27 protein-coding genes and 1 tRNA gene are annotated in these 22,585 nt (G+C 69.5%); 14 read left to right on the forward strand and 14 right to left on the reverse strand.

Annotation, left to right across the window (positions count from 1 at the left end; translation table 11 throughout):
* Positions 1–53: 53 nt before the first annotated feature.
* Complete coding sequence (locus tag ABZV40_RS01220; RefSeq protein ID WP_355433949.1) at positions 54–749, forward strand: TetR/AcrR family transcriptional regulator; 696 nt, start codon at positions 54–56, stop codon at positions 747–749.
* On the opposite strand, the gene ABZV40_RS01225 is transcribed toward ABZV40_RS01220, so the two are convergent.
* Genes ABZV40_RS01225 through nth form a run of 4 tightly spaced genes read right to left on the reverse strand, consistent with a single transcriptional unit; the run spans position 746 to position 3,872 of the window.
* Positions 746–1,933: a MarP family serine protease gene (locus ABZV40_RS01225; protein WP_355433951.1), complete on the reverse strand. Its 1,188-nt coding sequence runs from the start codon at positions 1,931–1,933 to the stop codon at positions 746–748. The genes ABZV40_RS01220 and ABZV40_RS01225 overlap by 4 nt on opposite strands.
* Positions 1,934–1,948: 15 nt before the next feature.
* Positions 1,949–2,608 carry a CoA pyrophosphatase gene (locus ABZV40_RS01230; protein ID WP_355433953.1) on the reverse strand — a complete coding sequence of 220 codons (660 nt, stop codon included), beginning with the start codon at positions 2,606–2,608 and terminating at the stop codon, positions 1,949–1,951.
* Positions 2,605–3,168 carry a TlpA disulfide reductase family protein gene (locus ABZV40_RS01235; RefSeq protein ID WP_355433954.1) on the reverse strand — a complete coding sequence of 188 codons (564 nt, stop codon included), beginning with the start codon at positions 3,166–3,168 and terminating at the stop codon, positions 2,605–2,607. The genes ABZV40_RS01230 and ABZV40_RS01235 overlap by 4 nt, the downstream gene beginning before the upstream one ends.
* A complete protein-coding gene (nth, locus tag ABZV40_RS01240) occupies positions 3,165–3,872 on the reverse strand; it encodes an endonuclease III (RefSeq protein WP_355434124.1) in 708 nt (235 codons plus the stop codon). Before nth ends, ABZV40_RS01235 begins: the two co-directional genes overlap by 4 nt.
* A gap of 136 nt (positions 3,873–4,008) precedes the next feature.
* Between nth and ABZV40_RS01245 the strand changes: the two genes are divergently transcribed.
* The 3 genes from ABZV40_RS01245 to ABZV40_RS01255 all read left to right on the forward strand — a co-directional run bounded on the left by ABZV40_RS01245 (position 4,009) and on the right by ABZV40_RS01255 (position 6,712).
* Positions 4,009–4,248 carry a hypothetical protein gene (locus tag ABZV40_RS01245; protein ID WP_045311605.1) on the forward strand — a complete coding sequence of 80 codons (240 nt, stop codon included), beginning with the start codon at positions 4,009–4,011 and terminating at the stop codon, positions 4,246–4,248.
* 206 nt (positions 4,249–4,454) lie between these two features.
* The gene (locus ABZV40_RS01250) at positions 4,455–5,129 is read left to right on the forward strand and encodes a Crp/Fnr family transcriptional regulator (RefSeq protein ID WP_030469453.1); all 675 of its coding nucleotides are present in this window, start codon (positions 4,455–4,457) and stop codon (positions 5,127–5,129) included.
* Between the two features lie 329 nt (positions 5,130–5,458).
* On the forward strand, positions 5,459–6,712 hold the full coding sequence (locus ABZV40_RS01255; RefSeq protein ID WP_355433956.1) for an MFS transporter: 1,254 nt from the start codon (positions 5,459–5,461) through the stop codon (positions 6,710–6,712).
* Between the two features lie 148 nt (positions 6,713–6,860).
* On the opposite strand, the gene dnaN is transcribed toward ABZV40_RS01255, so the two are convergent.
* The 3 genes from dnaN to ABZV40_RS01270 form a co-directional block, all read right to left on the reverse strand.
* On the reverse strand, positions 6,861–7,952 hold the full coding sequence (dnaN, locus tag ABZV40_RS01260; protein ID WP_355433958.1) for a DNA polymerase III subunit beta: 1,092 nt from the start codon (positions 7,950–7,952) through the stop codon (positions 6,861–6,863).
* A 65-nt stretch (positions 7,953–8,017) separates the two neighbouring features.
* Entirely contained in the window at positions 8,018–8,911 is an 894-nt protein-coding gene (locus ABZV40_RS01265; protein ID WP_355433960.1) for a Gfo/Idh/MocA family oxidoreductase, read from the reverse strand.
* Between the two features lie 14 nt (positions 8,912–8,925).
* Positions 8,926–9,282, reverse strand: a complete 357-nt coding sequence (locus tag ABZV40_RS01270) for a hypothetical protein (RefSeq protein ID WP_355433962.1) — start codon at positions 9,280–9,282, stop codon at positions 8,926–8,928.
* A gap of 39 nt (positions 9,283–9,321) precedes the next feature.
* Between ABZV40_RS01270 and ABZV40_RS01275 the strand changes: the two genes are divergently transcribed.
* Complete coding sequence (locus tag ABZV40_RS01275; RefSeq protein WP_355433964.1) at positions 9,322–10,116, forward strand: NUDIX hydrolase; 795 nt, start codon at positions 9,322–9,324, stop codon at positions 10,114–10,116.
* Positions 10,113–10,922, forward strand: coding sequence for an MBL fold metallo-hydrolase (locus ABZV40_RS01280; protein WP_355433966.1), 810 nt, complete (start codon positions 10,113–10,115; stop codon positions 10,920–10,922). Before ABZV40_RS01275 ends, ABZV40_RS01280 begins: the two co-directional genes overlap by 4 nt.
* Here the strand turns inward: ABZV40_RS01280 and ABZV40_RS01285 are convergent.
* From ABZV40_RS01285 to ABZV40_RS01300, 4 genes are read right to left on the reverse strand one after another with little or no spacing between them, the layout of a single operon-like run.
* Entirely contained in the window at positions 10,916–12,055 is a 1,140-nt protein-coding gene (locus ABZV40_RS01285) for a hypothetical protein (protein WP_355433967.1), read from the reverse strand. The two genes, ABZV40_RS01280 and ABZV40_RS01285, sit on opposite strands and share 7 nt — an antisense overlap.
* 11 nt (positions 12,056–12,066) lie before the next feature.
* Positions 12,067–12,669 carry a hypothetical protein gene (locus ABZV40_RS01290; RefSeq protein WP_355433969.1) on the reverse strand — a complete coding sequence of 201 codons (603 nt, stop codon included), beginning with the start codon at positions 12,667–12,669 and terminating at the stop codon, positions 12,067–12,069.
* Between the two features lies 1 nt (position 12,670).
* A complete protein-coding gene (locus ABZV40_RS01295; protein ID WP_355433971.1) occupies positions 12,671–13,123 on the reverse strand; it encodes a RidA family protein in 453 nt (150 codons plus the stop codon).
* The gene (locus ABZV40_RS01300; RefSeq protein ID WP_086668176.1) at positions 13,120–13,275 is read right to left on the reverse strand and encodes a DUF4177 domain-containing protein; all 156 of its coding nucleotides are present in this window, start codon (positions 13,273–13,275) and stop codon (positions 13,120–13,122) included. Before ABZV40_RS01300 ends, ABZV40_RS01295 begins: the two co-directional genes overlap by 4 nt.
* Before the next feature lie 68 nt (positions 13,276–13,343).
* On the opposite strand from ABZV40_RS01300, the gene ABZV40_RS01305 reads away from it, so the two are divergent.
* The 3 genes from ABZV40_RS01305 to ABZV40_RS01315 are packed head-to-tail and all read left to right on the forward strand — an operon-like array spanning position 13,344 to position 15,756.
* A complete protein-coding gene (locus ABZV40_RS01305) occupies positions 13,344–13,595 on the forward strand; it encodes a hypothetical protein (protein ID WP_355433973.1) in 252 nt (83 codons plus the stop codon).
* A 44-nt stretch (positions 13,596–13,639) separates the two neighbouring features.
* On the forward strand, positions 13,640–14,632 hold the full coding sequence (locus tag ABZV40_RS01310; protein ID WP_355433975.1) for an ArsA-related P-loop ATPase: 993 nt from the start codon (positions 13,640–13,642) through the stop codon (positions 14,630–14,632).
* Complete coding sequence (locus ABZV40_RS01315) at positions 14,629–15,756, forward strand: ArsA-related P-loop ATPase (protein ID WP_355433977.1); 1,128 nt, start codon at positions 14,629–14,631, stop codon at positions 15,754–15,756. Before ABZV40_RS01310 ends, ABZV40_RS01315 begins: the two co-directional genes overlap by 4 nt.
* A gap of 3 nt (positions 15,757–15,759) precedes the next feature.
* On the opposite strand, the gene ABZV40_RS01320 is transcribed toward ABZV40_RS01315, so the two are convergent.
* Positions 15,760–16,050 carry a WhiB family transcriptional regulator gene (locus ABZV40_RS01320; protein WP_109630938.1) on the reverse strand — a complete coding sequence of 97 codons (291 nt, stop codon included), beginning with the start codon at positions 16,048–16,050 and terminating at the stop codon, positions 15,760–15,762.
* Positions 16,051–16,288: 238 nt separating this feature from the next.
* Here ABZV40_RS01320 and ABZV40_RS01325 point away from each other — a divergent pair, with 238 nt between their 5' ends.
* On the forward strand, positions 16,289–18,742 hold the full coding sequence (locus ABZV40_RS01325; protein WP_355433979.1) for a transglycosylase domain-containing protein: 2,454 nt from the start codon (positions 16,289–16,291) through the stop codon (positions 18,740–18,742).
* 2 nt (positions 18,743–18,744) lie between these two features.
* Positions 18,745–19,185 (forward strand): hypothetical protein, encoded by a 441-nt coding sequence (locus ABZV40_RS01330; RefSeq protein WP_355433981.1) that lies wholly within the window; start codon positions 18,745–18,747, stop codon positions 19,183–19,185.
* On the opposite strand, the gene ABZV40_RS01335 is transcribed toward ABZV40_RS01330, so the two are convergent.
* On the reverse strand, positions 19,168–19,827 hold the full coding sequence (locus tag ABZV40_RS01335) for a GntR family transcriptional regulator (protein ID WP_355433983.1): 660 nt from the start codon (positions 19,825–19,827) through the stop codon (positions 19,168–19,170). The genes ABZV40_RS01330 and ABZV40_RS01335 overlap by 18 nt on opposite strands.
* A 53-nt stretch (positions 19,828–19,880) precedes the next feature.
* Here ABZV40_RS01335 and ABZV40_RS01340 point away from each other — a divergent pair, with 53 nt between their 5' ends.
* Positions 19,881–20,600, forward strand: a complete 720-nt coding sequence (locus ABZV40_RS01340; RefSeq protein ID WP_355433984.1) for an HAD-IA family hydrolase — start codon at positions 19,881–19,883, stop codon at positions 20,598–20,600.
* Between the two features lie 39 nt (positions 20,601–20,639).
* Here the strand turns inward: ABZV40_RS01340 and ABZV40_RS01345 are convergent, their stop codons facing one another.
* Positions 20,640–21,110, reverse strand: coding sequence for a GatB/YqeY domain-containing protein (locus ABZV40_RS01345; protein ID WP_355433986.1), 471 nt, complete (start codon positions 21,108–21,110; stop codon positions 20,640–20,642).
* 69 nt (positions 21,111–21,179) lie between these two features.
* Between ABZV40_RS01345 and ABZV40_RS01350 the strand changes: the two genes are divergently transcribed.
* On the forward strand, positions 21,180–22,133 hold the full coding sequence (locus ABZV40_RS01350) for a metallophosphoesterase (protein ID WP_355433988.1): 954 nt from the start codon (positions 21,180–21,182) through the stop codon (positions 22,131–22,133).
* A 19-nt stretch (positions 22,134–22,152) separates the two neighbouring features.
* Positions 22,153–22,226, forward strand: a tRNA-Pro gene (locus tag ABZV40_RS01355).
* Positions 22,227–22,585: the final 359 nt, after the last annotated feature.

Consider the following 22,585-nt stretch of genomic DNA (forward strand, 5'->3'; position numbering starts at 1 on the left):
GGTGTATCGCTCGATACACTGTATCGCGAAGAGACGCTGTATTGTCCACCTCGATGTCGAACGAACTCGTGTGGAACCGCCCGGAGCCGCCCAGCAAGCCGTCGCCGACCCCGTTGAGCAGGGAGCTGATCGTGAACGCCGCGATCAGGCTCGCCGACGAGGGCGGGCTGGACGAGGTGTCGCTGCGCAAGGTCGCGGCCGCGCTGAACGCCGGCCCCATGCGCCTGTACGGCTACATCGAGACCAAGGATGAGCTGCTGGACCTAATGGTCGACGAGGTCTACGGGGAGATCACGCCACCGGACCCGTCAGCGGACTGGCGAACCGGACTCCGGCACGTCGCCCACGCCGTCCGCGCGGCGGCGAAGCGGCACGAGTGGTTCATCGACCTGCTCGGCGGCCGTCCGCACCAGGGCCCGAACTCGCTCGCCCACATCGAGGCCACGCTCGCCACCGTCGGGTTCGACGACATCGACCAGGCGCTCAGCGCGGTCGGCGCGGTGATGGCCTACGTCTACGGCGCCGTCCGCAACGAGATCACCGAGCTCCGCGCGGAGCGGTCCACGGGCATGACCGAGGAGCAGTGGCAGCGCGCGAACGGCCCGTACATGCAACGCATGCTCGCCACCGGCCGGTTCCCGATGCTGGCCAAGGTCATGTACGAGGGCTCCGACGGCGACCACGCGCGGGCGTTCGACGACGGCCTCGACTACGTGCTGGACGGCATCGCCGTCCGCCACGGGATCTAGTTCGCGCACCCCTGCGTGGAGGCCCGGCGGGTCAGTGTCGACGCCTTCTGCGCCACCGACTGCACCTGCTGGGCGGTGAGCACGAAACCGGTCTCCGGGTCGTCCACGGCCGCGCCGAACACCACGCCCATCACCCGCCCCTGCGTGTCCACCAGCGGGCCGCCGGAGTTGCCGGACCTGACCTCCGCGCGAACCGTGTAGACGTCGCGGGTGACCGTCTGCGCGTCGTAGATGTCCGGGCCGCGCAGCAGCGGGATCCGCTCCCGGATGCGGGCGGGAGAGGACTTGTACGGGCCGTCCAGCGGGTAGCCGAGCACGATGCCGCTCTCGCCCGGCTGGACCTCCTCCGAACGGAACTGCAGCGGCGTGGCCTCCAGGTCCGGCACCGCGAGCACGGCGATGTCGGTGCGCGGGTCGTAGGCGACGACGGTGGCGTCGAACTGACCGCGGCCGACCTCGACCGTCACTTCGTTGGTCCCGGCGACGACGTGCGCGTTCGTCATCACGCGTTCCGGCGCGATCACGAAACCGGTGCCTTCCAGGGCACGCGAGCACGACGGCGCGCGGCCGCGGATCTTCAGCACGGACGACTGCAGCCGCTTCGCTATCGGGGAGTTCGCGAGCTGGCTGTCGGGCGGCTCGACCTCCTTGAGCGGCGTGCGGTTGAACGGGTCCATCGCCTGCGGGAAGCCGGAGACGTCGAAGAGCTTCTGCAGGTCGCCGGAGAGCACGCGGGCGGCCTGCGGCATGGTCTCGTCGACCTTGCCGAGGATCACCGACTGCTTGAGCGACGACGTCAGGTCCGGCAGGCCGACGACCGAGGTCAGCGGGAGCGCGATCATCCACGCCACGACGAAGACGACCAGGCCCTGCACGATCGCGCCCAGCGCGTTGTCCGCGCCGCGCAACGGCGACGCGTTGACCCTGGCCTTGATCGTCCGCCCGATGTAGACGCCGATCGTCTCGCCGAGCGCCACGAGCAGCACGACGATGCCGACGGCGAACACGACTTTGGTGACGACGTTCTCGAACTGGGACACCAGCAGCGGCGCGATCTGCGTGCCGAGGATCAGGCCGACGAGCACACCGACGAACGCGGGGAGCGCGACGACCATGCCCTGCCTGGCCCCGGAGACCGCGGCTATCGCGGCAAGGCCCAGCACGAGCAGGTCAACCCAGTTCAACCCAGAACCTCCGCCTCACTGTGTAGCGCGCAACGCTAGTTCAAGGTCACGCACATCGGTCGCATCCCACGGCTGTTCCCAGCCGCCGAGTGCGATCAGGCCGTTGATCAACCCCGCGGTGAAGCCCCACACCAGCATGCCCGGCGCGGAGAAGGCCGCTCCGACGTAACCCGCAGGGTGACGCACCCGGAACCTGTTCGCAGGATCGGCGAGATGCGCAACCGGCACTCGTGCGACCGCGGCGGTCTCCGCCGGGTCGACCGGTGCGACGGGGCTCGGCTGTTCCCAGTAGGCGAGCACAGGGGTGACCACGAACCCGGACACCGGCACGTACAGCTCCGGCAGCAGGGCCAGCGGTCTCACTCCTGACGCCAGTACACCTGTCTCCTCGTAAGCCTCGCGTAATGCGGTGGCGACGGGCCCGTCGTCGGTCGGATCGGCGGCTCCGCCGGGGAACGCGACCTGGCCGGGGTGCGAGCCCAGGGTGTCCGAGCGGCGCAGCAGCAGGATGTCCGGCCCGTGGTTCTCGTCCTCGCCGAACAGCATCAGCACGGACGCCTTGCGCACGCCGTCCGACGGCGCCCGCGGGACGCGCATGAACGTCCGCGCGTCGATCTCCTCGGTGGCCTTGGCCAGGCGCTGCATCCAGTCGGGTGGCTCCGTCGCCTCCGTCATCGAACCGCCTTCTCCACCTGCTCGGGCGCCGTGAAGTACGGCGGGTCCGTGACCTGGCGGACCGAGCCGTCCGCGCCGACCACGAACGTCGCCGGCAGCGTCATCGGAGCCTTCACGCGCTTGCGCAGCTCGTCCGCCCCGTCGTAGACCGAGGGCAGCCGCACGCCGAGCCGGGCGAGCAGCTCGAGGCCGTCGGCTTCCCTGCTCTCCACAAGAACTGGGACGACCGGCACGGCACCTGGTTGCTTCGCATACGTTTCGAGCACGGGCAGCTCCGCCTGGCACGGCTGGCACCAGGTCGCCCAGAAGTTGATCAGCATCGGACCCTTCAGCGCGAGGGCCGTCCGGGTGCCGTCGCCGAGACAGGTCACGTCGACACCGCCCTCGCCCGCCGGGTGGCACGCCCTGAGCTGAGCCTGGGCGCGCAACGCGGCCACGTCCTGCGTCGGGCGGGTGGACGCGGGCGGCGGCTGCGGTGACCCGTCACGGGGCCACAGCGCCACCACACCCGCCACGCCGAGGACGAGCACGAGGACCAGCCAGCGCGTGCGGTTGTTCACCCCACCAGCTTCTCACCGGCCCGGACCCGCTCGGCGAGCTCGAGCAGGTGCGGCTTCTCGTCGCCCTTCACGAGCTTCGCGGCCTTGTCGGGGTCCTCGGGGCCGAGACCGTACGACGGGCAGTCCTTCATCAGCAGGCATGCCCCGCACGCAGGTGTTTTGGCGTGGCAGACGCGGCGGCCGTGGAAGATGATCCAGTGCGAGGCCATGGTCCAGTCGCGCTTCTCGATGAGCTCGCCGATCGCGTGCTCGACCTTGACCGGGTCCTCGAGATCGGTCCAGCCCCAGCGGCGCACGAGACGACCGAAGTGGGTGTCGACTGTGATGCCGGGCACATCGAACGCGTTGCCGAGAACCACGTTGGCCGTCTTGCGTCCTACACCGGGGAGCTTGACCAGCTCCTCCAGAGTGCCGGGAACCACACCGTCGTACTGCTCCACAAGAGCAGCACCGAGACCCATCAGAGACGTCGCCTTGTTCCGGTAGAAACCGGTCGGGCGGATCATCTCTTCGAGTTCGACCCGGTCGGCGCCGGCGTAGTCGGCGGCTGTCGGGTACTTCGCGAAGAGCGCGGGAGTGACCTCGTTGACCTTCTTGTCGGTGCACTGCGCGGACAGCACGACCGCCACGATCAGTTCGAGCGGCGTCGTGAAGTCCAGCTCGCAGTGCGCGTCGGGGTACCCCTCGGCAAGCACGCGCACCATCCGGCGGGCCCTGCGGGTCAGGCCGAGTTTGGTTTCCGGTTTCTTGGTTGCGGGCACTGATTCAGCGTAGTCAACACGCCGGACCCACCCCCTAGACGCGTACTCGAATCCCACATGCGCCACACTGCGGAGCATCATGACTGCCTGGTTTGTGATCGTCGTCCCGATCGTGATCATGTTCTTCGCGCTCTTCATGGAGCGCGTGGAAGCGAAGCTCCGGCACGTGGCCGTGCAGGAGAACGAGGTCGAGGAGTTCCTGGAGTCGGCCAGGCCCGATGAGGTCAAGGCGCTCTACGGACACGGCATCGGTCGCGCTCTGGAGCTGTTCCGCCTGCGTCGCCGCGGCCGCGGTGGCGTCCGCAAGCGCGTTCGTTGACGCCCGCGCGCTGACCGCCACCCGAATGGCGTAAACTGATTCGTTGGGCTCTGGATCGAGTCAGTGCGGTTGTTCCCAGTAAGACGGCGAGCCGAGCGGCGATCCACAACACAGCCCTTAGACTGCAACGCAGTGATCGGCGGCACGGCGCTGACATCGCCAAAGAAGGCGGTGGGCGTGCCGTCGCGTCGATTAGGAGGGATGAGGTGGACGAGACCCTGGCGCGAGCGGGCATCTTCCAAGGGGTTGACCCGGCAGCCGCAGAGGCGCTGGCGCAGACCCTGGAGACGGTGGAGTTCCCGCGTGGCCACGTGATCTTCGCGGAGGGTGAGCCGGGCGATCGCCTGTACATCATCCAGTCCGGCAAGGTGAAGATCGGCCGCAAGTCGCCGGACGGCCGCGAGAACCTGTTGGGGATCTTCGGACCCTCCGACATGTTCGGTGAACTGTCCATTTTCGACCCGGGCCCCCGCACGTCGACGGCGACGACGGTGACCGAGGTGCGCGCGGTGTCCATGGACCGCCCCGCGCTCCGTCAGTGGATCACCAACCGGCCGGAGATCGCCGAGCAGCTGCTGAGGGCACTGGCCCGCAGGCTGCGCCGGACGAACTCCATGCTGGCCGACCTGATCTTCACGGACGTGCCCGGCCGCGTGGCCAAGGCGTTGCTGCAGCTCGCGCAGCGCTTCGGCTCGCAGGAGGCCGGTCTGCTCCGCGTCACGCACGACCTGACGCAGGAGGAGATCGCCCAGTTCGTCGGCGCGTCCCGCGAGACCGTGAACAAGGCTCTCGCCGACTTCGCGCACCGCGGCTGGCTGCGCCTGGAGGGCAAGAGCGTGCTGATCCTGGACCCGGAGCGCCTCGCGCGCCGCGCCCGTTAAGGCTGCTTGCGCACAAAGGACCGGGCGCCACCCCCGACGTGGCGCACCGGTCCTTTGTGTTGCACGGCCCATCCCCCGACGAACCGTGCCTCCATCCCTCTGGCGCGTAGGCCCCGACCCTCAAGCCAGAGGTTGGTCTCGGTGGATGAGTCAACTTTCGCACGTCTCCACCCCGACCGCTCAAGCCCTTTCACCCTCAAGGACCTCGGGTGTGGCTGATTCGTTGCATGTTTCACCCGGTCATCCCATTCCCGTGACCCAATCGCAACCATCGTGACCCTGCGCACCCGATCTGGTACATCCGTACCATCTTTGGCATACTGGTACGCATGTCCCACTCCGCCCGTCTCTCCGACTACCGTGCTGCCCTGACCACTCCCGGCATGCGCGGCCCCGTGGTCGCGTCCCTGCTCGCCCGCCTGCCGATCGCGATGGTCGGTCTCTCGCTGCTGCTCTACGTCGAGCGCGCGACGGGTTCGTTCGCGGTCGCCGGCCTGGTCTCGGCGTCGGCGCTGGTGGGCGTGGCGATGGGCTCGGTCGTCCAGGGCCGGCTGATGGACCGCTTCGGCCCCACCCGGCCGCTGGTCTTCGTGACCGGCCTGTTCGCGTTCTTCGTCACCGGCTCGGTGCTCGCCGTCGAGGCCGGCGCCCCGGTGTTCGTGCTGGTCCCGCTGGCCCTCGGCGTCGGTGCGTCCGAGCCGATGGTGGGCAGCGCCTCCCGCGCCCTGTGGGAGCGGATGGTGCCCTCCGGCCCGACGCGCATGGCGGCCTACGCCTACGAGTCGATCAGCATGGAGGTCTTCTTCATCCTCGGACCGGGTCTCGCAGGCCTGCTGCTCGCGGCCCCGTGGGCGGGCACCGGCGTGGTGGTCGGAGCGGTGATGATGGTTCTCGGCGCGCTGTGGTTCGCCACGAACCCTGTCGTGCGCGCCTGGGGCCCGGTCGAGTCCGCACCCCGGCCGCTGCTCGGCGCGTTCGCCTACCCCGGCATGCGCACGGTCGCGCTGGCCGCGCTCGGCTTCGGCGTGACGATCGGTTTCGTCGAGGTGGCCGTGCCGGCGTTCGCGAAGGCCGCGGGCCACGCCTCGGTGGGCGGCCTGATGCTGTCGCTGTGGTCGATCAGCTCGGTGATCTTCGGCGTGCTCTACGGCATGCGCCCGTGGCCCCGCCCGATGCACCTGCGCCTGCCGGTGCTGCTGGGCGGGTTCGCGTTGCTGTCGCTGCTGCTGGCGATCCCCGCCTCGCTGGTGGGCCTGGGCCTCGCGCTGTTCGTGGTCGGCACGCTGATCACGCCGCAGTCGACCGCGCACTCGGCGGCGATCGAGCAGGTCACGCCGAACGGCATGGCCGCGGAGGCGTTCGGCTGGGTGATCACCTCGGTGACCGTCGGCCTCGCGCTCGGCCAGGCGCTGTCCGGGCAGCTGATCGAGCACTTCGGCACGCAGCCTGCGTTCGTCGCCTCCGGGGTGGCCGGACTGCTGATCGCCTCGGTGGTGTGGCTGCTGCGCGGCACCGTCCAGCGCGGTGTACCCCGGTCCGAGCCGCTGCCGTCGCGCGCCGAGATGGACCTGGCCGCGCGCTGAAGTTCACGCGGGGACCTTTCGTACTCCAGGTGAGTACGAAAGGTCCCCGCGCACTTCAAGCACCGGACGCTTTCGGCCTGATGGCCGCTCGCCGGCAGGAACGCGGGGCCCCGCGTTCCCCAGAAGGTAACGCGGGGCCCCCGCGTTCCTAGGCGACCGAGCGCATTGGGACGACCAGGTAGGTCAGTTCCACGCCGTCCTCGCCCGGTGTGGAGGTGAGCACGGTGGAGCGGAGGCCGTCCTGGATGCGCAGCTCGATCCGGCGGCCCGCGAACGCCTTCAGGGCGTCGGCGAGGTAGCGGGCCTGGAACGTCTTGGTCAGGCGGTCGCCCTCGACGGTGGCCTTGACGAACTCCTCGGACTCGCCCTGTTGCGGATCGCTGCCTTTGACGCGCAGCTCGGAGTCCTCCACCTGGATGGTCACCGCCTGGTGGGGGCCGCCGTAGGGGGTGGCTCGGCGGACGGCGCGGGCGAGTGCGTCCGCGTCCACGAGCACCGTGCTGTCGATGACTGCCTCCAGGAGTCGGCGCGCCCGGTCGTCCGGGAACGGAGCGGCCAAGAGTGCGGTGGAGATCGAGTTGGTGCCCCAGGCCAGGCCGATGCGGTCGGAATCGGCGTGCAGGGCGACCTTGCCTTGGGCTTGCCTGGCCGCTTCCGCGACGGGCTTCGCCGGTACCAACAGGTCGAGTTGACCTTCTTGTTCCCACGGCAGCGTCGCGTAGGCCATGCGGTAGCGGTCGGTGGCCATCACGTGCAGCCGGTGCGGATCGGACTGGATGCGGAGGCCGGTGAAGATCGGCAGCGCGTCGTCCTTGCTCGCCGCGCCCGCCACGGCCGCGATGGCCCGGAGCTTCGCGGCGTCGACGTGGCCCCGCAGCGGCGGAAGTTCCGGGACGCCGGGGTGGTCGGCCAGTTCCAGCAACGGGATCGCGAACCTCGACGACGGCGTGCGGATCGCGAGCCGGCGGCCTTCGACCTTGAGCCTCACCTGCGGCTCGTCCAGGGCCTGGAGGGTCGCCGCCAGCGGCTTCGCGGGCACGAGCACCTCGCCTTCGGTGTGCACGGTGGCGTGGACGGCCAGGCGCACGCCGTGCTCCTGGTCGCTGCCCGCGATCTCGACGTCCGTGCCGGCCCTGAGGCGAAGTCCGGCCAGCACCGGGTCGAGCACGCGGGTGGGCAACAGCCGCGCCACCTCGGCGGCGGCACCGGCCAGCTCGGCTGTCGTGGCGGTGAGGTCCATGCCTGCGACGCTAGCGAGCACCCCTGACAATTTCGGATGCGGCAGCGGAGCGCAAGCACTTCGTCTCAGCGGGTGACGGCCTTGCGCCGCGCCAGATCGATGATCCGTTGCAGGTGCAGGCCGCGCCGCACGTCGCACTCGTGGGTCGTGGTACCGCTGTGCACCATGGCCACGAAGTCGTCCAGCAGGTTGGTGAAGCAGTCCGGAGCAGGGGTGTCCCGGTTGGACAGCGTGCGGTGGCCGTTGGTTCCGAAGATCGTGAGATCCGCGAACGGCGGCTGCATCGGCAACGACAGGCACAGCGACACGGTGCTCGTGGCGCCGCCCTCGTGCTGCAGGATCAGCTGCCACAGGCCGGTGTCGGACACGTTGGCCGCGATCACGTCGGTGATCTCGCCGAGCGCCGCGTCGAGCAGGTCGAACGCGTGCGGACCCACGTCGTCCAGCGCGCCTTTCTCGTGGCGCCACGGGGAGTTCGAGAACGGACCGTCCAGCAGCGCGCCCGCGAGCCAGCGGCTGTCGGCACCCGTCCAGCCGCCCGTGCGGTGCAGCTGAGCCAGCATCTCCTTGGTCTCCGGGGCATAGCGGCGGGTCAGCACCACCAAGGACGCCACACCGGCGGCAGTGACCGCCTCAGCCAACTGGGAAGCCACCTCGACCGACTCCGCGATCGGCTTCTCCAGGACGAGGTGCTTGCCCGCCTGCGCCGCCTCGATCGCCATCGGCCCCTGCACGCCCGGCGGCACGCAGAACGCCACAGCGTCCACAGTGGACAGCATCGACGCGTAGTCCGTGAACGGTTCGGCACCGTGGGCGGCAGCCAGTTCAGCAGCCGCCTCCTGGCGACGGGCCCACACACCGGTCAGCGTCGTGCCGGGGTGGTTCGCGATGCCGGGGGCGTGGATCATCTGAGCCCACGGGCCGGCACCGACAAGTCCTACGCGCAGCGGTTCGTCCACTCGCCCATCCTGCCTCAGGAGTAACTGGCTTTGGGGACGAAGATCTCGCCCCCGTTGTCGAACTTCAGGCGCATGCCGTCGGGGGTCGCCTCGCGGTCCGGGTCGTGTTCCCAGCCGTTGGGCACCGTCACGACGTGGCCGCGGTCGGGCGACGGGCCGAGCCAGATCTCGTAGTAGGTGCCGCCAACGAGCCGTTCGACCTTCTTCACGTACACGCCGGGCGCGGTGCTGGTCGGATCGACGCTGATCACGGTCGTGCGGTCGGGCACGAACATCACCACGCCCGCCACCGCCGTGAGGCCGGTGCCCATGATCGCGCCGAGCAGGAACAGCAGGATCTTCACCAGGCAGCCGGAGACGTTCGTCGACATCACACCATCCTCGGGTAAGCGCGGTCGTACGCTCGGAGGATGCCCGACGACCTGACCTTGCCGGGAACCCTGGTACCCACTTCGCCGCCCGCTCAACCCGTGCAACCCCGCGACGCCGTCACCGTGGTGCTGCTGCGCGACGGCGCCCACGGCCTCGAAGCGTTCCTGCTGCGCCGGGTGAAGGGCATGGCGTTCGCGGGCGGCATGAGCGTCTTCCCCGGCGGCGGTGTCGACCAGCGCGACGCCGACACGTCCGTCGCATGGGCCGGTCCGTCCCCGCAGTGGTGGGGTTCGGTCTTCGGCGTCGACGAACCGACGGCCCGCGCCTTCGTGTGCGCCGCCGTCCGGGAAACGTTCGAGGAGTCCGGAGTTCTGCTCGCCGGTCCCGACGCCGCGTCCGTCGTGGCGGACACCTCGGCCTACGAGCGGGCCCGGCGGCAGCTGGTGGACCGGGAGATCTCGCTCGCCCAGTTCCTCGCGGCCAGCAACCTGGTCCTGCGCGCGGATCTGCTGCGGCCGTGGGCGAACTGGGTGACCCCGTACGAGGAACCGCGCCGCTACGACACCCGCTTCTTCGTCGCCGCGCTGCCCGAGGGTCAGCGTGCCGACGGTGAGACGACCGAGGCGTCCGACGCGTCGTGGCAGCGGCCCGCGGACGCCGTCCAGGACGCCAGGGAAGGCCGCCGCATGCTCATGCCGCCCACCTGGCGCACCCTCGACGAGGTGGGCGCCCTGGGCACCGTGGACAAGGTCATGGCGGAGGAGCGCAGCGTCGCGAAGATCATCCCCAAGCTGATCCGCGACGGCGACAAGATCCGGGTGGTGATCCCGTGAGCGGTTCCCCGCTGATCGGCGCCCGTGCGGCTCACCCGCGCTACGGCGAGCTCCGTCAGGTCACCGAACACGCCGCCGTGCTGCTCGCGGACAACCCCAGCCCGATGACGCTCGACGGCACGAACACGTGGCTGCTGAAGGCACCGGACGCGTCGTCGTACGTCGTGATCGACCCCGGCCCGCTCGACGAGGTCCACCTGAAGCGGATCGCCTCGTACGGCCCGATCGCCGAGATCCTGCTGACCCACGGCCACCCCGACCACTCCGAGGGCGCCCGCCAGTTCGCCGAACTGGTCAAAGCCCCGGTGCGCGCGCTGGATCCGACGTTCACGTACGGCTCGGAGGGCCTCAACGACGGCGACGTGATCACCAGCGCGGGTCTGGAACTGCGCGTCCTCGGCACACCCGGCCACACCAGCGACTCGCTGTGCTTCGTGATCGACGGCGAAGCGGTGCTGACCGGCGACACGGTCCTGGGCCGCGGCACCACGATCGTCGCCCACCCGGACGGCAAGCTCGGCGACTACTTCGAGTCGCTCAAGCTGCTGGCCGAACTGCCGGAACACACCGCGGTCCTGCCCGGCCACGGACCGGAGCTCGCCGACGCCGGTGAGGCGGCGCGGAGGTACCTCGCCCACCGCACCCAACGTCTGGAACAGGTCCGCGAAGCCGTGCTGGAGCTGGGTGGCGACCCGACCCCGCGCCAGGTCGTCGAGATCGTCTACGCGGACGTCGACAGGGTGCTGTGGCCCGCCGCGGAGTGGTCCGTGCGGGCCCAGCTGGAGTACCTGCGCAGCGACTACTGAGGCTGGTGCCCGTTGTTGGACGTGCCGAAGGCCGACTGACGGGCCGACGAGCGGTCGATCTGCCAACGGCCGGTGTCGGTCGCCTTGGCACCGGTCTGCTCCCGCTGCGCCAGCTCCTCGTGCAGCTGCTGCAGCAGGGCTCGTTCCCGCTCGCTCAGGTTCGCGTCCACCGACGACGGTTCCGGCGTCTCGGCCAGCGCGGCCTGCAGAGCCGCCAGCTCGTCCGCCTTCAGCTCCGTGGTCACCTCGGCCCTGTTGATCGGCACGGGCTCCGGCAGGGTCTCGATCTCCGGCTCGGCCGGTGCCATCGAGATCCGCTTCACGGGCTTGGGCGGGAACGGCTGCGAGCCCTCCAGGGAGGGCGTGCGGTTACGACGTGAGCCGGTCTCTTCCACCACTGGCTCCGGCGCCGGTGTCGGCTCGGCCATCGGCGCCGGAGCGGAAACGTCTTCAGACTGGTCGAACCAGGTGGCCGCCGGTTCGTGGGCCACGGCGGCCGGCGTCGGCGGGGGCGGAGACGACACCGGTGCCCCGGAGATCGGCACCGGACGCGAGGCGGTCACCGCGGAGGCGTGGTAGTCGCCGAGCTGGGTGCCGACGGTCAGGACCTCGACGGCGGCGCGGACGCCCGCCTTGCGCAGCACCGTGTCGACCCGGTAGGCGGTCGCGGGCGCGAAGCCCTGCGGACCGATGTCCACCAGCACGACCCGTTGCGGCAGCGGACCGGGCGTGGCACCCGCCGGGGAGGAACGCCAGACGCAGCGCACCGAGCGGACGTCCGGCAGCACCGACACCGCACGGCTCAGCACACCGGAGAGGTCCGCGGTCGGGTCGCTCTCCGCGGTGAACCGGTGGCGCAGGAACGGCAGCATCTCGACGACCGGCAGCCGATCGGTCAGAGACGCGTCGGACCGCACCTCGTGCAACGCCCACGTGATGGCAGCCCTCTCGTCCGGCAGCACCGGGATGCTGCCCGCGAGAAGAGTGCCGACGAGCATCTCGACCGCGCGGTCGAGCTCTCCGACCGCGAGGAACTCGCGTGCCTGTGACAGGGCGTCGTCGTCCACGCGCCCGGCCATCGACAGCAGGAGATCGTGGAGACGGACCGGCAGGCCGACACCGTCGTTCGTCACGTCAACTCTCCTTAGCTGAGCACCAGGTGCTCCTCGGACTCGGCGCCGGCGCACACCGGCTCCGAAGCCGCCAACGCCGCCCGGTGGTAGGGCGGCAGGTCCAGACCGGACGGCACGACCTCGACGCAAGGATCGTGTTCGCCCAGCGCCCGCAGCACGCGCTGCAGCTCGCCGGTCAGCCGGGAGTGGCCGGTGGTGGCGGCTACCAGCAGGACGCGGTTGACCCCGGAGGGTCCGATGCGCCAGCAGGAGCGAACCTCACCGACCCCGTGGCGGCCTCGCAGCGTGGCACCGAGCACGACGGTCGCGGAGTCCCCCATCGGCACCCGATCGGGTGACTCCGGGGAAAAGGTGTAGTCGGTGGGTGGCAGTTCGTCCAGCCCTTTGACCGAACTGACAGCACCGGGCTCCGCCCCGTAGGGCACCAGCGCGTCCTGCAAAAGGCGCATCTCGTGATCGGTCAGAGGGATGCGGCCGTGCAGCAGTGTGCGCGGCAACGAGCGCGCGAGCACCGCATATGCGTCCGAAGCCGCCCAGTCCCGGTACCGCCACAGCAGGTCGTCCGGGAGGCGTCCCGCGAGCCGCAGCAGCAGTTCGTGGCACGTGTCCGACATGTCACACCTCGACGATCAGTTCGATCTCCACCGGAGCGCCGATCGGCAGCTCGGCGACCCCCACGGCCGACCGGGCGTGCTTGCCCGCGTCACCGAAGATCTCCCCGAGCAGCTCCGAGGCACCGTTGACGACACCCGGCTGCCCCGTGAAGCCCTCAGCGGAGGCTACAAAGCCGACAACTTTCACCACGCGCTTGATCGAGTCAATCCCCACGAGCGCATGAACTGCCGCCAGAGCGTTGAGGATGCAGGTCGCGGCGTGCTGCTTGGCCTCCTCCGGGGAGACCTCGGCACCGACCTTGCCGGTGGCGGCGAGCTGACCGTCGACGAACGGCAGCTGGCCGGAGGTGAACACCCAGGAACCGCTCTGCGTGGCGGGTACGTAGGCCGCGAGCGGGGCGGCGACGCCGGGCAGCTCGATGCCGAGCTCCTTCAGGCGAGTGCTCCAGGTCATGCCTTCACCCGCTTCAAGTACGCGACGTGCTGCTCACCGGTCGGGTTCGTCAGCACGGTGACCAGCTCCCAGCCGTCCTCGCCCCACTGGTCGAGGATCTGCTTCGTGGCGTGGATCAACAACGGCACGGTCGCGTACTCCCACTTCGTCATGCGCGGAGCCTAACGCGCCACCCGAACGACCTATGCGCGGTTCCGGCCGTTCGGTCTACCTTGATCACATGGAGACCTGGCGGATCATCGCCACCGGCCTGTTCGGGGTGGGTGGGCTGGTGATGGTGCTCGTCGCCATGGCGCAGGTGCGGGACCGCAAGCACAGCCACCACGCGGACGTCGTGAAGGCCGGGCTGATCGGGCTCGTGATCGTGGCGGTCATCACGGTCAGCATCGCGCTGTGGCTGCCCTCGGTCGTCGTGTGGGCCCTGGTCGCCGCAACCGCGATGGCCGTCTTCTTCCTCACGATGATGGATTGACCGGCCGATCCACCTTCCGGCGAATTCACACCTAGTCTGGACGTGTGACGTCGTGGACCGAGGAGCTGACCCGAGCCCGCCTGCACGTGGTCTCCGGCAAGGGCGGCACCGGCAAGACCACGATCGCCGCCGCGCTGGCCCTCGCGCTCGCCACGGGCGGCCGCCGGGTGCTGCTGGTCGAGGTCGAGGGACGACAGGGCATCGCCCAGCTCTTCGACCGGGCCCCGCTGCCCTACGCCGAGGAACGGATCGCGTCCGCTCCCGGCGGCGGTGAGGTGCACGCCCTCGCGGTGGACGCCGAGGCCGCGCTGCTCGAGTACCTGGCGATGTTCTACAACCTCGGGTTCGCGGGGCGGACGCTGCGCAAGATGGGCGCCATCGAGTTCGCCACGACGCTCGCGCCCGGTCTGCGGGACGTCCTGCTGACCGGCAAGGTCAAGGAGTGCGTGAACCGCACCGGCAAGGACGGGCGCCACCTGTACGACGCGGTGGTGCTCGATGCGCCGCCCACCGGGCGCGTGGTCAAGTTCCTGGACGTCACGAAGGCCATGGCCGACCTGGCCAAGGTCGGGCCGATCAAGGGGCAGAGCGAGGGCGTGGTGCGGCTGCTGCACTCCGGTGACACCGCGGTGCACCTGGTGGCGCTGCTGGAGGAGATGCCGGTGCGCGAGACCCTGGACGCGGTCGCCGAACTGGACGGCGCGGACCTGCGGCCCGGTGCGGTGCTGGTCAACCGCGTCCACCCGGTCCGGCTGCCGGCTCGGTCGGTGCCGGTCGCCGCGGAGGGCAGGGTCGACGCCTCGCGGGTGCGGGCCGGGCTCGAGGCGGCCGGGCTGGAGCTCGACGAGTTCACCGTCGACGGCCTGGTCGACGAGACCGTGGAGCACGCCGTCCGGGTGCAGTCGCAGCAGGAGGCGATGGAGCTGCTCAGCGAGTCGGACCTGCCGACGGTGGAGCTGCCGGAGCTGACCGACGGGGTGGACGTGGCCGCGCTCTACGAGCTGGCCGAGGTGCTGGTCGCGGCAGGTGTGCGGTGACCGAGAAGCTGGACTTCGACCCGTTGCTGGACGATCCGGCGACGCGCGTGCTGGTGTGTTGCGGCTCCGGTGGCGTCGGCAAGACGACGACCGCGGCGGCGCTGGCGTTGCGCGCGGCGGAGCGCGGCCGGCGCGTGGTCGTGCTGACGATCGACCCGGCGCGGCGCCTGGCGCAGTCGCTGGGCCTGCGGGAGCTCGACAACCACCCGCGCGAGGTCGTCGTCGACGGCTTCGAGCCCAAGGGCGAGCTGTTCGCGATGATGCTCGACATGCGTCGCACGTTCGACGACATGGTGCTGACCCACGCGGGCCGCGACCGGGCCGACCAGATCCTGTCGAACCCCTTCTACCAGACCATCTCCTCGTCGTTCTCCGGCACGCAGGAGTACATGGCGATGGAGAAGCTGGGCCAGCTGGTGGCCCAGGACGAGTGGGACCTGATCATCGTCGACACCCCGCCGTCGCGGTCGGCGCTGGACTTCCTGGACGCGCCGCAGCGGCTGTCGACGGTGCTCGACGGCAAGTTCATCCGGATGCTCTCGGCACCCGCGCGCGCGAGCGGACGTGGGCTGCTCAAGATCGTCGGAACCGGTTTCAGCCTTTTCACGCGTGCCGTGTCGACGATCGTCGGCGGCCAGCTGCTGCAGGACGCCTCGACGTTCGTGCAGGCCTTCGACAGCATGTTCGGCGGCTTCCGCGAACGCGCCCAGCGCACGTACGAGCTGCTCCGATCGCCGGGCACCGGTTTTGTCGTGGTGGCGGCGGCGGAGCCGGACGCGTTGCGCGAAGCGAGCTACTTCGTCGAGCGGCTCAGCGCGGAGAACATGCCGTTGTGCGGGCTCGTCGCGAACAGGACGCATCCCGTGATCGCGACGGACCTGCCCGCGGCGAACGCGCTCGCCGCAGCGGACGACCTGGACCGCTCCGGTGAGGCGCCGCTCGCGGCGGCGGTGCTCCGGCTGCACGCGGACCGGGTCGCAGTCGCCGATCGGGAACGGCGGCTGCTGGCCCGGTTCACACGTGCGCACCCCGGTGTGGCGCTGGTCGGCGTGCCCGCGTTGCCCGCGGACGTGCACGACCTGGACGGCCTCCGAGAGATAGGTCGGCGCCTGGCCGGGGAGTAGCCGTCATCCCACCCTCGTGTCCTCGAGGTGCTCCTGACGTGCGTTGTCGAGCAGCTCGAACCACGAGTCGACGTCCGGGCGGCGGCGCAGCAGAGCGCGACGCTCGCGCTCGGTCATGCCACCCCAGACCCCGAACTCGATCCTGTTGTCCAGCGCTTCGGCCAGGCATTCCATGCGAACTGGGCAACCCAGGCACACGAGCTTCGCCTTGCGCTGCTCCGCACCCCGAACGAAGAGCTGGTCCGGCTCCTCATCGCGGCACGAAGCGTTGATACGCCAATCCCCCTGGTTCATATCCCCCACTCCTCAGTGCTGTCCAAATGTGGAAAATCCGCCACACCCCTGCCACGGATGCCGTAGCGTTCGAGCCACGGCTGCATTCCTTGGACGTTGACGGACTGTAGTGCCGTTCGGTTCCACGTCCAACCCTGGGCCACCCAACTGTTACCTGTCTTGCGTATCTCTACTCATGCTGAGTAACGGGCCTTACTGATCACAGTCACCCGTTCGTGTACGGCGTACGCTGACCTGCGTGCGAGTCAGGAATGGCGTGCTCAAGATGCTCGGCCTGTGCCTGCTGGCTGGGGTTCTCCTCGCCGGCATGCTGTTCCCAGTCGTGGGCGCGACAGGCCTCGTGTCCAACCGCGCCAGCGACACCGTGGACAGCATCTCCGCCGACCTCGTGACCACCGATCCCCCGTTGATCACCACGGTCACCGACAAGGACGGGCAGCCGATCGCCTACCTGTTCGACCAGTACAGAGTCCTGACCCCGCCGGAGAAGATCTCGCCGACCATGAAGGCGGCGCTGATCTCGGTCGAGGACCGCCGGTTCTACGAGCACCAGGGCGTGGACTGGAAGGGCACCATCCGCGCCGGCCTGACGAACCAGGTCAGCGGCTCGGTGTCGCAGGGTGCGTCCACGCTGACCCAGCAGTACGTGAAGAACTACCTGGTCCACGTCGTGGCGCGGAACAACAAGCTGGAGCAGGCCAAGGCCCAGGAGCAGACCATCGCGCGCAAGCTGCGCGAGGCCCGGATCTCCCTGCAGCTGGAGCGAAAGCTCGGCAAGGAGGAGATCCTCGCCAGGTACCTGAACGTCGTTCCTTTCGGCTCGACCATTTACGGCATCGCCGCGGCGTCGCAGGCGTACTTCAACACGACGCCGGACAAGTTGACGGTTCCTCAGGCCGCGATGCTCGCCGGAATGGTCAACAGTCCGTCAGCGCTCGACCCCGAAGCGTATCCGGACAAAGCGCTGGAGCGGCGCAACAAAGTGATCGACAGGATGGTCGAGAACGACAAGCTCTCGCGCGATGCCGGTGAGGCGGCGAAGAAGGAAGGCCTCGGACTCGCGAACCCGGTCCGAACGCCACCGAACGGTTGTGTGGGCGCCGGTCCGGAAAACGGTTTCTTCTGTTCGTACGTGGTGAACTACTTGCAGCGCGCGGGTTTCAGCGAGGAGCAGCTGCGCACCGGCGGTTACACCATTCAGACCACTTTGGACAGAACGGTGACCGCGCAGGCGAAGGCGGCGGCGGAGGCCGGGGTGGCCAAGAACGCCGACGGCATCGCGAACACGATGGCCGTCGTGCGGCCCGGCAAGGACCGCCACGACGTGCTGGCGCTGGTCGCGAACCGCGACTACGGGTTGAAGGCGGAGCTGAACCAGACGACGTTCGACCTGCCCAGCGGTGTGGAGAACAAGTTCGGCGCCGGATCGGTCTACAAGGTCTTCACGGCCGCGGCGGCGCTCGAGAAGGGCATGGGCATCGAGAACGTCATCCAGACGCCGACCCACCACGTCTCGAAGGTCTTCAAGGGTGGCGCGCAGCGCTGCCCGAGCACCGGTGAGCCCGGCACCCGCTGGTACTGCCTCTCGAACTTCGACGGCAGCTACCCGTCGTCGATGACGCTGCAGCAGGCGCTGGCGACGTCGCCGAACACCGGCTTCGTGATCCTGGAGGAGCAGGTCGGCATGGACGCGGTCGTCGACATGGCCTCGCGGCTGGGCATGCGCGAGACGATGGCGACGAACCTGCAGGGCACCCGGCCGGACCCGAAGGCCAAGGACAAGCAGAACCGCATCTCGCAGACGGAGTTCTACAAGCAGAACGGCGGCAACGCGTCGTTCACGCTGTCGCCTGCGCCCGTGTCCACTTTGGAGCTCGCGAACGTCGCCGCGACCATCGTGAGCGGCGGCAAGTGGTGCCCGCCCACGCCGATCGCGAAGGTGCTGGACCGCAACCAGAAGCCGGTGCCGGTCAACGAGGCGCCGTGCGAGCAGGTCGTGTCGGAGGCGCTCGCGAACGGCCTCGCGACCGGCATGAGCAAGGACGACCAGGGCAACGGCACCGCCGCGGCCGCCGCCCGTGCGGCCAAGTGGACGCGTCCGATGATCGCCAAGACGGGCACGACCGAGGAGTACAAGTCGGCGGCGTTCATCGGCGCCACCCCGGACTTCGCGGGCGCCGTGCAGACGTTCAACGACGGCACGGCCCCGCGCCCGATCTGCCTGGCCGGCGCGGGGCAGCCCAGGTTGTGCGGCAGCGGCAACATCTTCGGCGGCACGATCCCGGCCAAGACGTGGTTCGAGACGATGACGAAGGTGCACGGGTCGTTGCCGGTCAAGCAGCTGCCGCCGGTCGAACAGCGGTATCTCAAGGGCGGCAAGGAGATCCAGGTGCCCGACGTCGTGGGCCGTCAGGTCAACGACGCGACGCGGATCCTGGAGCAGGCCGGCTACGCGGTGAGCCAGCAGTCGGTCAACTCCGAGCAGTCGAAGGGGACGGTCGTCAGCCAGACGCCGCGCGGCAACGCGTTGCGCGGCACGGTGATCACGCTCTCGGTGAGCTCGGGTTACGTGCCGCCGCCGGTGGCGACCGAGCCGTCGAACACCAACCCGAACCAGCCACCTCCCAACCCCGGCAACCCGAACGAGCCACCGCCGATCACTCTGCCGACCGAACCGGGCGAGCCTCGCTAGTGGTGTGGCGCGGAGACGCCGGACGGGCACTCCTGGCCGCTGTGCCGTGGGTGCTCATCGGGTTCGTGGTCCTCGTGATCGGCGGCGCCCTCTGGTTGGTCGTCGCGTCGTCGAACGCGGCCGAACGCAATCGGGAGGACGCGCGAATCTCCGTCGCCAGAACGATGAACCAGACGAACACGGCACTCCGCGAGGCCATCGCGGACGGCGACCTGTCCGAGGCGGACGTGGCGTTGGTCAGGACCACGCAGGACCTGCGATCGGTGCGCAGGGAAGCAGACCGCGTCGTGATCACGACCTCGGTCGAGGGCAGCGGGTCCGGCTGGTTCGGTTCGGGCTCGGGCACCCAGTGCGTCGAGTACGAGATCGCACTCCCGATCACCGCGGAGACCGTGGTGCGGCAGCGCGAGGTGGACAGCTGTCCGTCACGGCCTGGCCGCTAGGAGTGCCTTGAGGCGTTCGACGCTCACGCCGACGTGGGCGCGGACCTCGGCGACCGCCCTGTCGCGATCACCGAGGCGGATGGCGTCGAGGATGGCCTCGTGCTCCGCGACGACGTCCTCAGGCGTCTCCGACTTCGAGAGCACGGTGAGGTAGAAGCGCAGTTCCTGGGTGAGCCCGGCGAAGAACTCGTCGAGCCGTGAGCTGTCGAGCAACGCGACGATCGCCTGGTGGAAGGCGAGGTCGCGGTCGACGATCCTGTTCTTGTCGCCGGTCGCCGCGGCGTCGACGAGCTGGTCGAACGCCTTCGTGATCGCCGCGAGCTGCTCGGGGCGCGGAGTGCGGGCCACCGCGGCCGTTTCGAGGCGTTCGCGCGCGGTGTAGAGCGCCTCGACCTTCTCCGGAGTGGGCGCGATGACGACGGCGCCGCGGTTGACCTCGTAGCGGACCAGGCCGGTCAGCTCCAGGATGCGCACGGCCTCGCGGACGGTGTTGCGGGCGACGCCCAGCTCGGCCGCGATCGCGCTCTCCCTGAGCCGGTCACCAGGGCCGAAGGCGCCGGCCATGATCCGCTCGGAGAGGCCGTCGGCGAGTTGCTGGGCCGTGGTGGTGCGGCGCACTTCGAGGCCGTCGAGGGCGGACATGGATCGAGTTTAACTCGGTTGCTCTGCAGTTGAACTGTACTACAGTTTGCGGCATGGACCTGACCGAGTTCCAGGCACTCAGCTTCGACTGCTACGGCACGCTCATCGACTGGGAGACCGGTATCGCCGCGGTGCTCTCGCCGTGGGCGCGCGAACAGGGGCTCTCACTGTCCGACGAGGAACTGCTGCTCGCGTACGGGACGCAGGAGGCGTCCGTGGAGGCCGAGAAGCCGTTCCGGCTGTATCCGGACGTGCTGGCGACGGCGTTCCGCCGGGTCGGCGCCGAGCTGGGACGCGAGGTGACCGACGAGTGGGCGCAGCGGCTGGGCGCGTCGGTGCCGGACTGGCCGGCGTTCCCCGACTCCGCGGACGCGCTGGCGCGGCTGGCCGCCCACTACCGGTTGATCATTCTGTCCAATGTGCACCGCGACGGGTTCGCGGGCAGCAACCGGTGGCTGCGCGGGGACTTCGCGGCGATCATCACCGCGGAGGACGTCGGCGCCTACAAGCCGGCCGAGAACCACTTCCGGGCGCTGGACGACACGCTCGGTTCGTTGGGAGTGGAGCGCGAGGGTCTGCTGCACGTGGCGCAGAGCCTGTTCCACGACCACGTGCCGGCGCGCCGGGAGGGACTGCCGTCCGCGTGGATCAACCGGCGGCACGACAGGCCGGGCTGGGGCGCGACGCCGCAGCCGTCCGGTGAGTTCGGCTACGACCTGGAGTTCGGGTCGATGGGCGAGTTCGCGGACGCGGTCGAGAAGGCGTTCCAGTAGGGGTGCCGCAGCGGGTTTCGCGCCCGCCGCGGCACTGGTTCAGCTCGTGAGCCTGGACTTCACCGCGGCGGCCACCCGGCCGCCCTCGGCACGACCGGCGACCTCGGCGTTGACGGCCTTCATGACCTGGCCCATCTGCTTGGGCCCCGGCGTCTCGCCGAGCTGCGCGGCCACGGCCTCGACGGCCTTGTCCACAATGGACGTCAGCGCGGCGTCGTCGAGCTGGGCGGGGAGGTAGGTCTCCAGCACGGCGAGCTCCTGGCGCTCCAGCTCGGCCTTCTCGGCCCGGCCGGCACCCTCGAAGGCCTCGGCGGCCTCCTTGCGCTTCTTCGCCTCGCGCGTGAGGACCTTCACGACCTCGTCGTCGGTGAGCTCGCGCGCCTGCTTGCCCGCGACCTCCTCGTTCGTGACCGCCGTGAGCGCCATCCGCAACGCACCGGCCGTGACAGTCTCCCTGGCCTTCATGGCCGCAGTGAGGTCGTTCTGCAGCCGCGTCTTCAACTCCGCCATGGCGCAGAACGGTACCGCCCGCCGGATGCCGCGCCGATCGAGTTAACCGCCTTCCGTACCCTTGACACCGTGAACAAGCTCGGCCGAGCACTTCTCGCCACGACCGCAGTCGGCGCCGCGACCATCGCGTACGCGGCAGGAATCGAGCGCAGGCACTGGACTCTGCGCACCGCCACCGTGCCGGTCCTGTCCCCCGGTTCCAAGCCGATCCGTGTGCTGCACATCTCAGACCTGCACATGACGCCGAACCAGGTGTCGAAGCAGCGCTGGGTCGCCTCCCTGGCCGACCTGAACCCGGACTTCGTCGTCAACACCGGCGACAACCTCGCGCACAAGGACGCGGTCCCCGGCGTGCTGCGCGCGCTCGGCCCGTTGCTCGACAAGCCGGGCGTGTTCGTGTTCGGCAGCAACGACTACTACGCGCCCCGCTTGAAGAACCCGGTGCGCTACCTGCTGCCGTCCGCCAAGACCAAGCGCATCCACGGTGTGACGCTGCCGTGGCGCGACCTCCGCGCGGGCATGATCGAACGCGGCTGGCTCGACCTGACCCACGTGCGCCGCACCATCGAGGTGGGCGGCCAGACGATCTTCGCCGCCGGCCTGGACGACCCGCACCTGAAGCGCGACCGCTACGCCGACATCGCCGGCACCCCCGACCCGTCCGCCGCACTGCGCCTCGGCGTCACGCACTCCCCGGAACCGCGCGTGCTGGACCCGTTCGCCGCCGACGGCTACGACTTCGTGATGGCCGGGCACACCCACGGCGGACAGTTGCGCGTGCCGTTCTACGGCGCCCTGGTGACCAACTGCGAACTCGACCGCGGGCGCGCTCGCGGGGTGTCGCGGTGGGGCTCGCACATGTGGATGAACGTGTCCGCCGGGATGGGCACTTCGCCCTACGCGCCGGTGCGGTTCTGCTGCCCTCCGGAGGCTTCGCTGCTGACCCTGGTTCCTCGGCCCGTTACGCCAGGTCAGGGCAGAAATGAGGGGGTCCGATTCGGAGCTGGGGCGGACATGATGTAGAGTTCTACTCGTTCCCAGCCGGGGTGTGGCGCAGCTTGGTAGCGCGCTTCGTTCGGGACGAAGAGGTCGCAGGTTCAAATCCTGTCACCCCGATTGAAAATCGGGCCGATTCCAGCTTGTGTTGGAATCGGCCCGATTTTTGTTTGCCCCGATCGTCACCCGCGTGCGGCCGCACCTGGAGTGGATCAAGAAGACCGTCGGTTCAGTCGAGCGGTTCCAGCCAGGGCCGAAGGGTGGCGACCTTCATGCGAAAGGGCACTTCCGCTCGCTAATACCACCCGATCGTGTGGTCTGACTCGACACGGGCAGCCGCAGCGGTCACCGTGGAGGCATGACGCAGTGCCACCGTTCCGCGTCAAACTATACGGAACGCGCACGTAGCGTTAGCCCTTACGGGTGAAGGTTGACGGTTCAACTCACGGTCCGTAACGGGTGTCTTGATCCAAACGACG

Origin of the sequence: Lentzea sp. NPDC004782 (genome assembly GCF_040609115.1) — a bacterium.
GTDB lineage: Bacteria > Actinomycetota > Actinomycetes > Mycobacteriales > Pseudonocardiaceae > Lentzea.

Bases quoted from the DNA above. Each gene is read 5' to 3' on its own strand.
- ABZV40_RS01220 (WP_355433949.1), top strand. From the start codon at position 54: ATGTCGAACGAACTCGTGTGGAACCGCCCGGAGCCGCCCAGCAAGCCG.
- ABZV40_RS01230 (WP_355433953.1), bottom strand. From the start codon at position 2,608: ATGACGGAGGCGACGGAGCCACCCGACTGGATGCAGCGCCTGGCCAAG.
- nth (WP_355434124.1), bottom strand. From the start codon at position 3,872: ATGGTGCGCGTGCTTGCCGAGGGGTACCCCGACGCGCACTGCGAGCTG.
- ABZV40_RS01245 (WP_045311605.1), top strand. From the start codon at position 4,009: ATGACTGCCTGGTTTGTGATCGTCGTCCCGATCGTGATCATGTTCTTC.
- ABZV40_RS01255 (WP_355433956.1), top strand. From the start codon at position 5,459: ATGTCCCACTCCGCCCGTCTCTCCGACTACCGTGCTGCCCTGACCACT.
- dnaN (WP_355433958.1), bottom strand. From the start codon at position 7,952: ATGGACCTCACCGCCACGACAGCCGAGCTGGCCGGTGCCGCCGCCGAG.
- ABZV40_RS01270 (WP_355433962.1), bottom strand. From the start codon at position 9,282: ATGTCGACGAACGTCTCCGGCTGCCTGGTGAAGATCCTGCTGTTCCTG.
- ABZV40_RS01275 (WP_355433964.1), top strand. From the start codon at position 9,322: ATGCCCGACGACCTGACCTTGCCGGGAACCCTGGTACCCACTTCGCCG.
- ABZV40_RS01290 (WP_355433969.1), bottom strand. From the start codon at position 12,669: ATGTCGGACACGTGCCACGAACTGCTGCTGCGGCTCGCGGGACGCCTC.
- ABZV40_RS01295 (WP_355433971.1), bottom strand. From the start codon at position 13,123: ATGACCTGGAGCACTCGCCTGAAGGAGCTCGGCATCGAGCTGCCCGGC.
- ABZV40_RS01300 (WP_086668176.1), bottom strand. From the start codon at position 13,275: ATGACGAAGTGGGAGTACGCGACCGTGCCGTTGTTGATCCACGCCACG.
- ABZV40_RS01305 (WP_355433973.1), top strand. From the start codon at position 13,344: ATGGAGACCTGGCGGATCATCGCCACCGGCCTGTTCGGGGTGGGTGGG.
- ABZV40_RS01320 (WP_109630938.1), bottom strand. From the start codon at position 16,050: ATGAACCAGGGGGATTGGCGTATCAACGCTTCGTGCCGCGATGAGGAG.
- ABZV40_RS01335 (WP_355433983.1), bottom strand. From the start codon at position 19,827: ATGTCCGCCCTCGACGGCCTCGAAGTGCGCCGCACCACCACGGCCCAG.
- ABZV40_RS01340 (WP_355433984.1), top strand. From the start codon at position 19,881: ATGGACCTGACCGAGTTCCAGGCACTCAGCTTCGACTGCTACGGCACG.
- ABZV40_RS01345 (WP_355433986.1), bottom strand. From the start codon at position 21,110: ATGGCGGAGTTGAAGACGCGGCTGCAGAACGACCTCACTGCGGCCATG.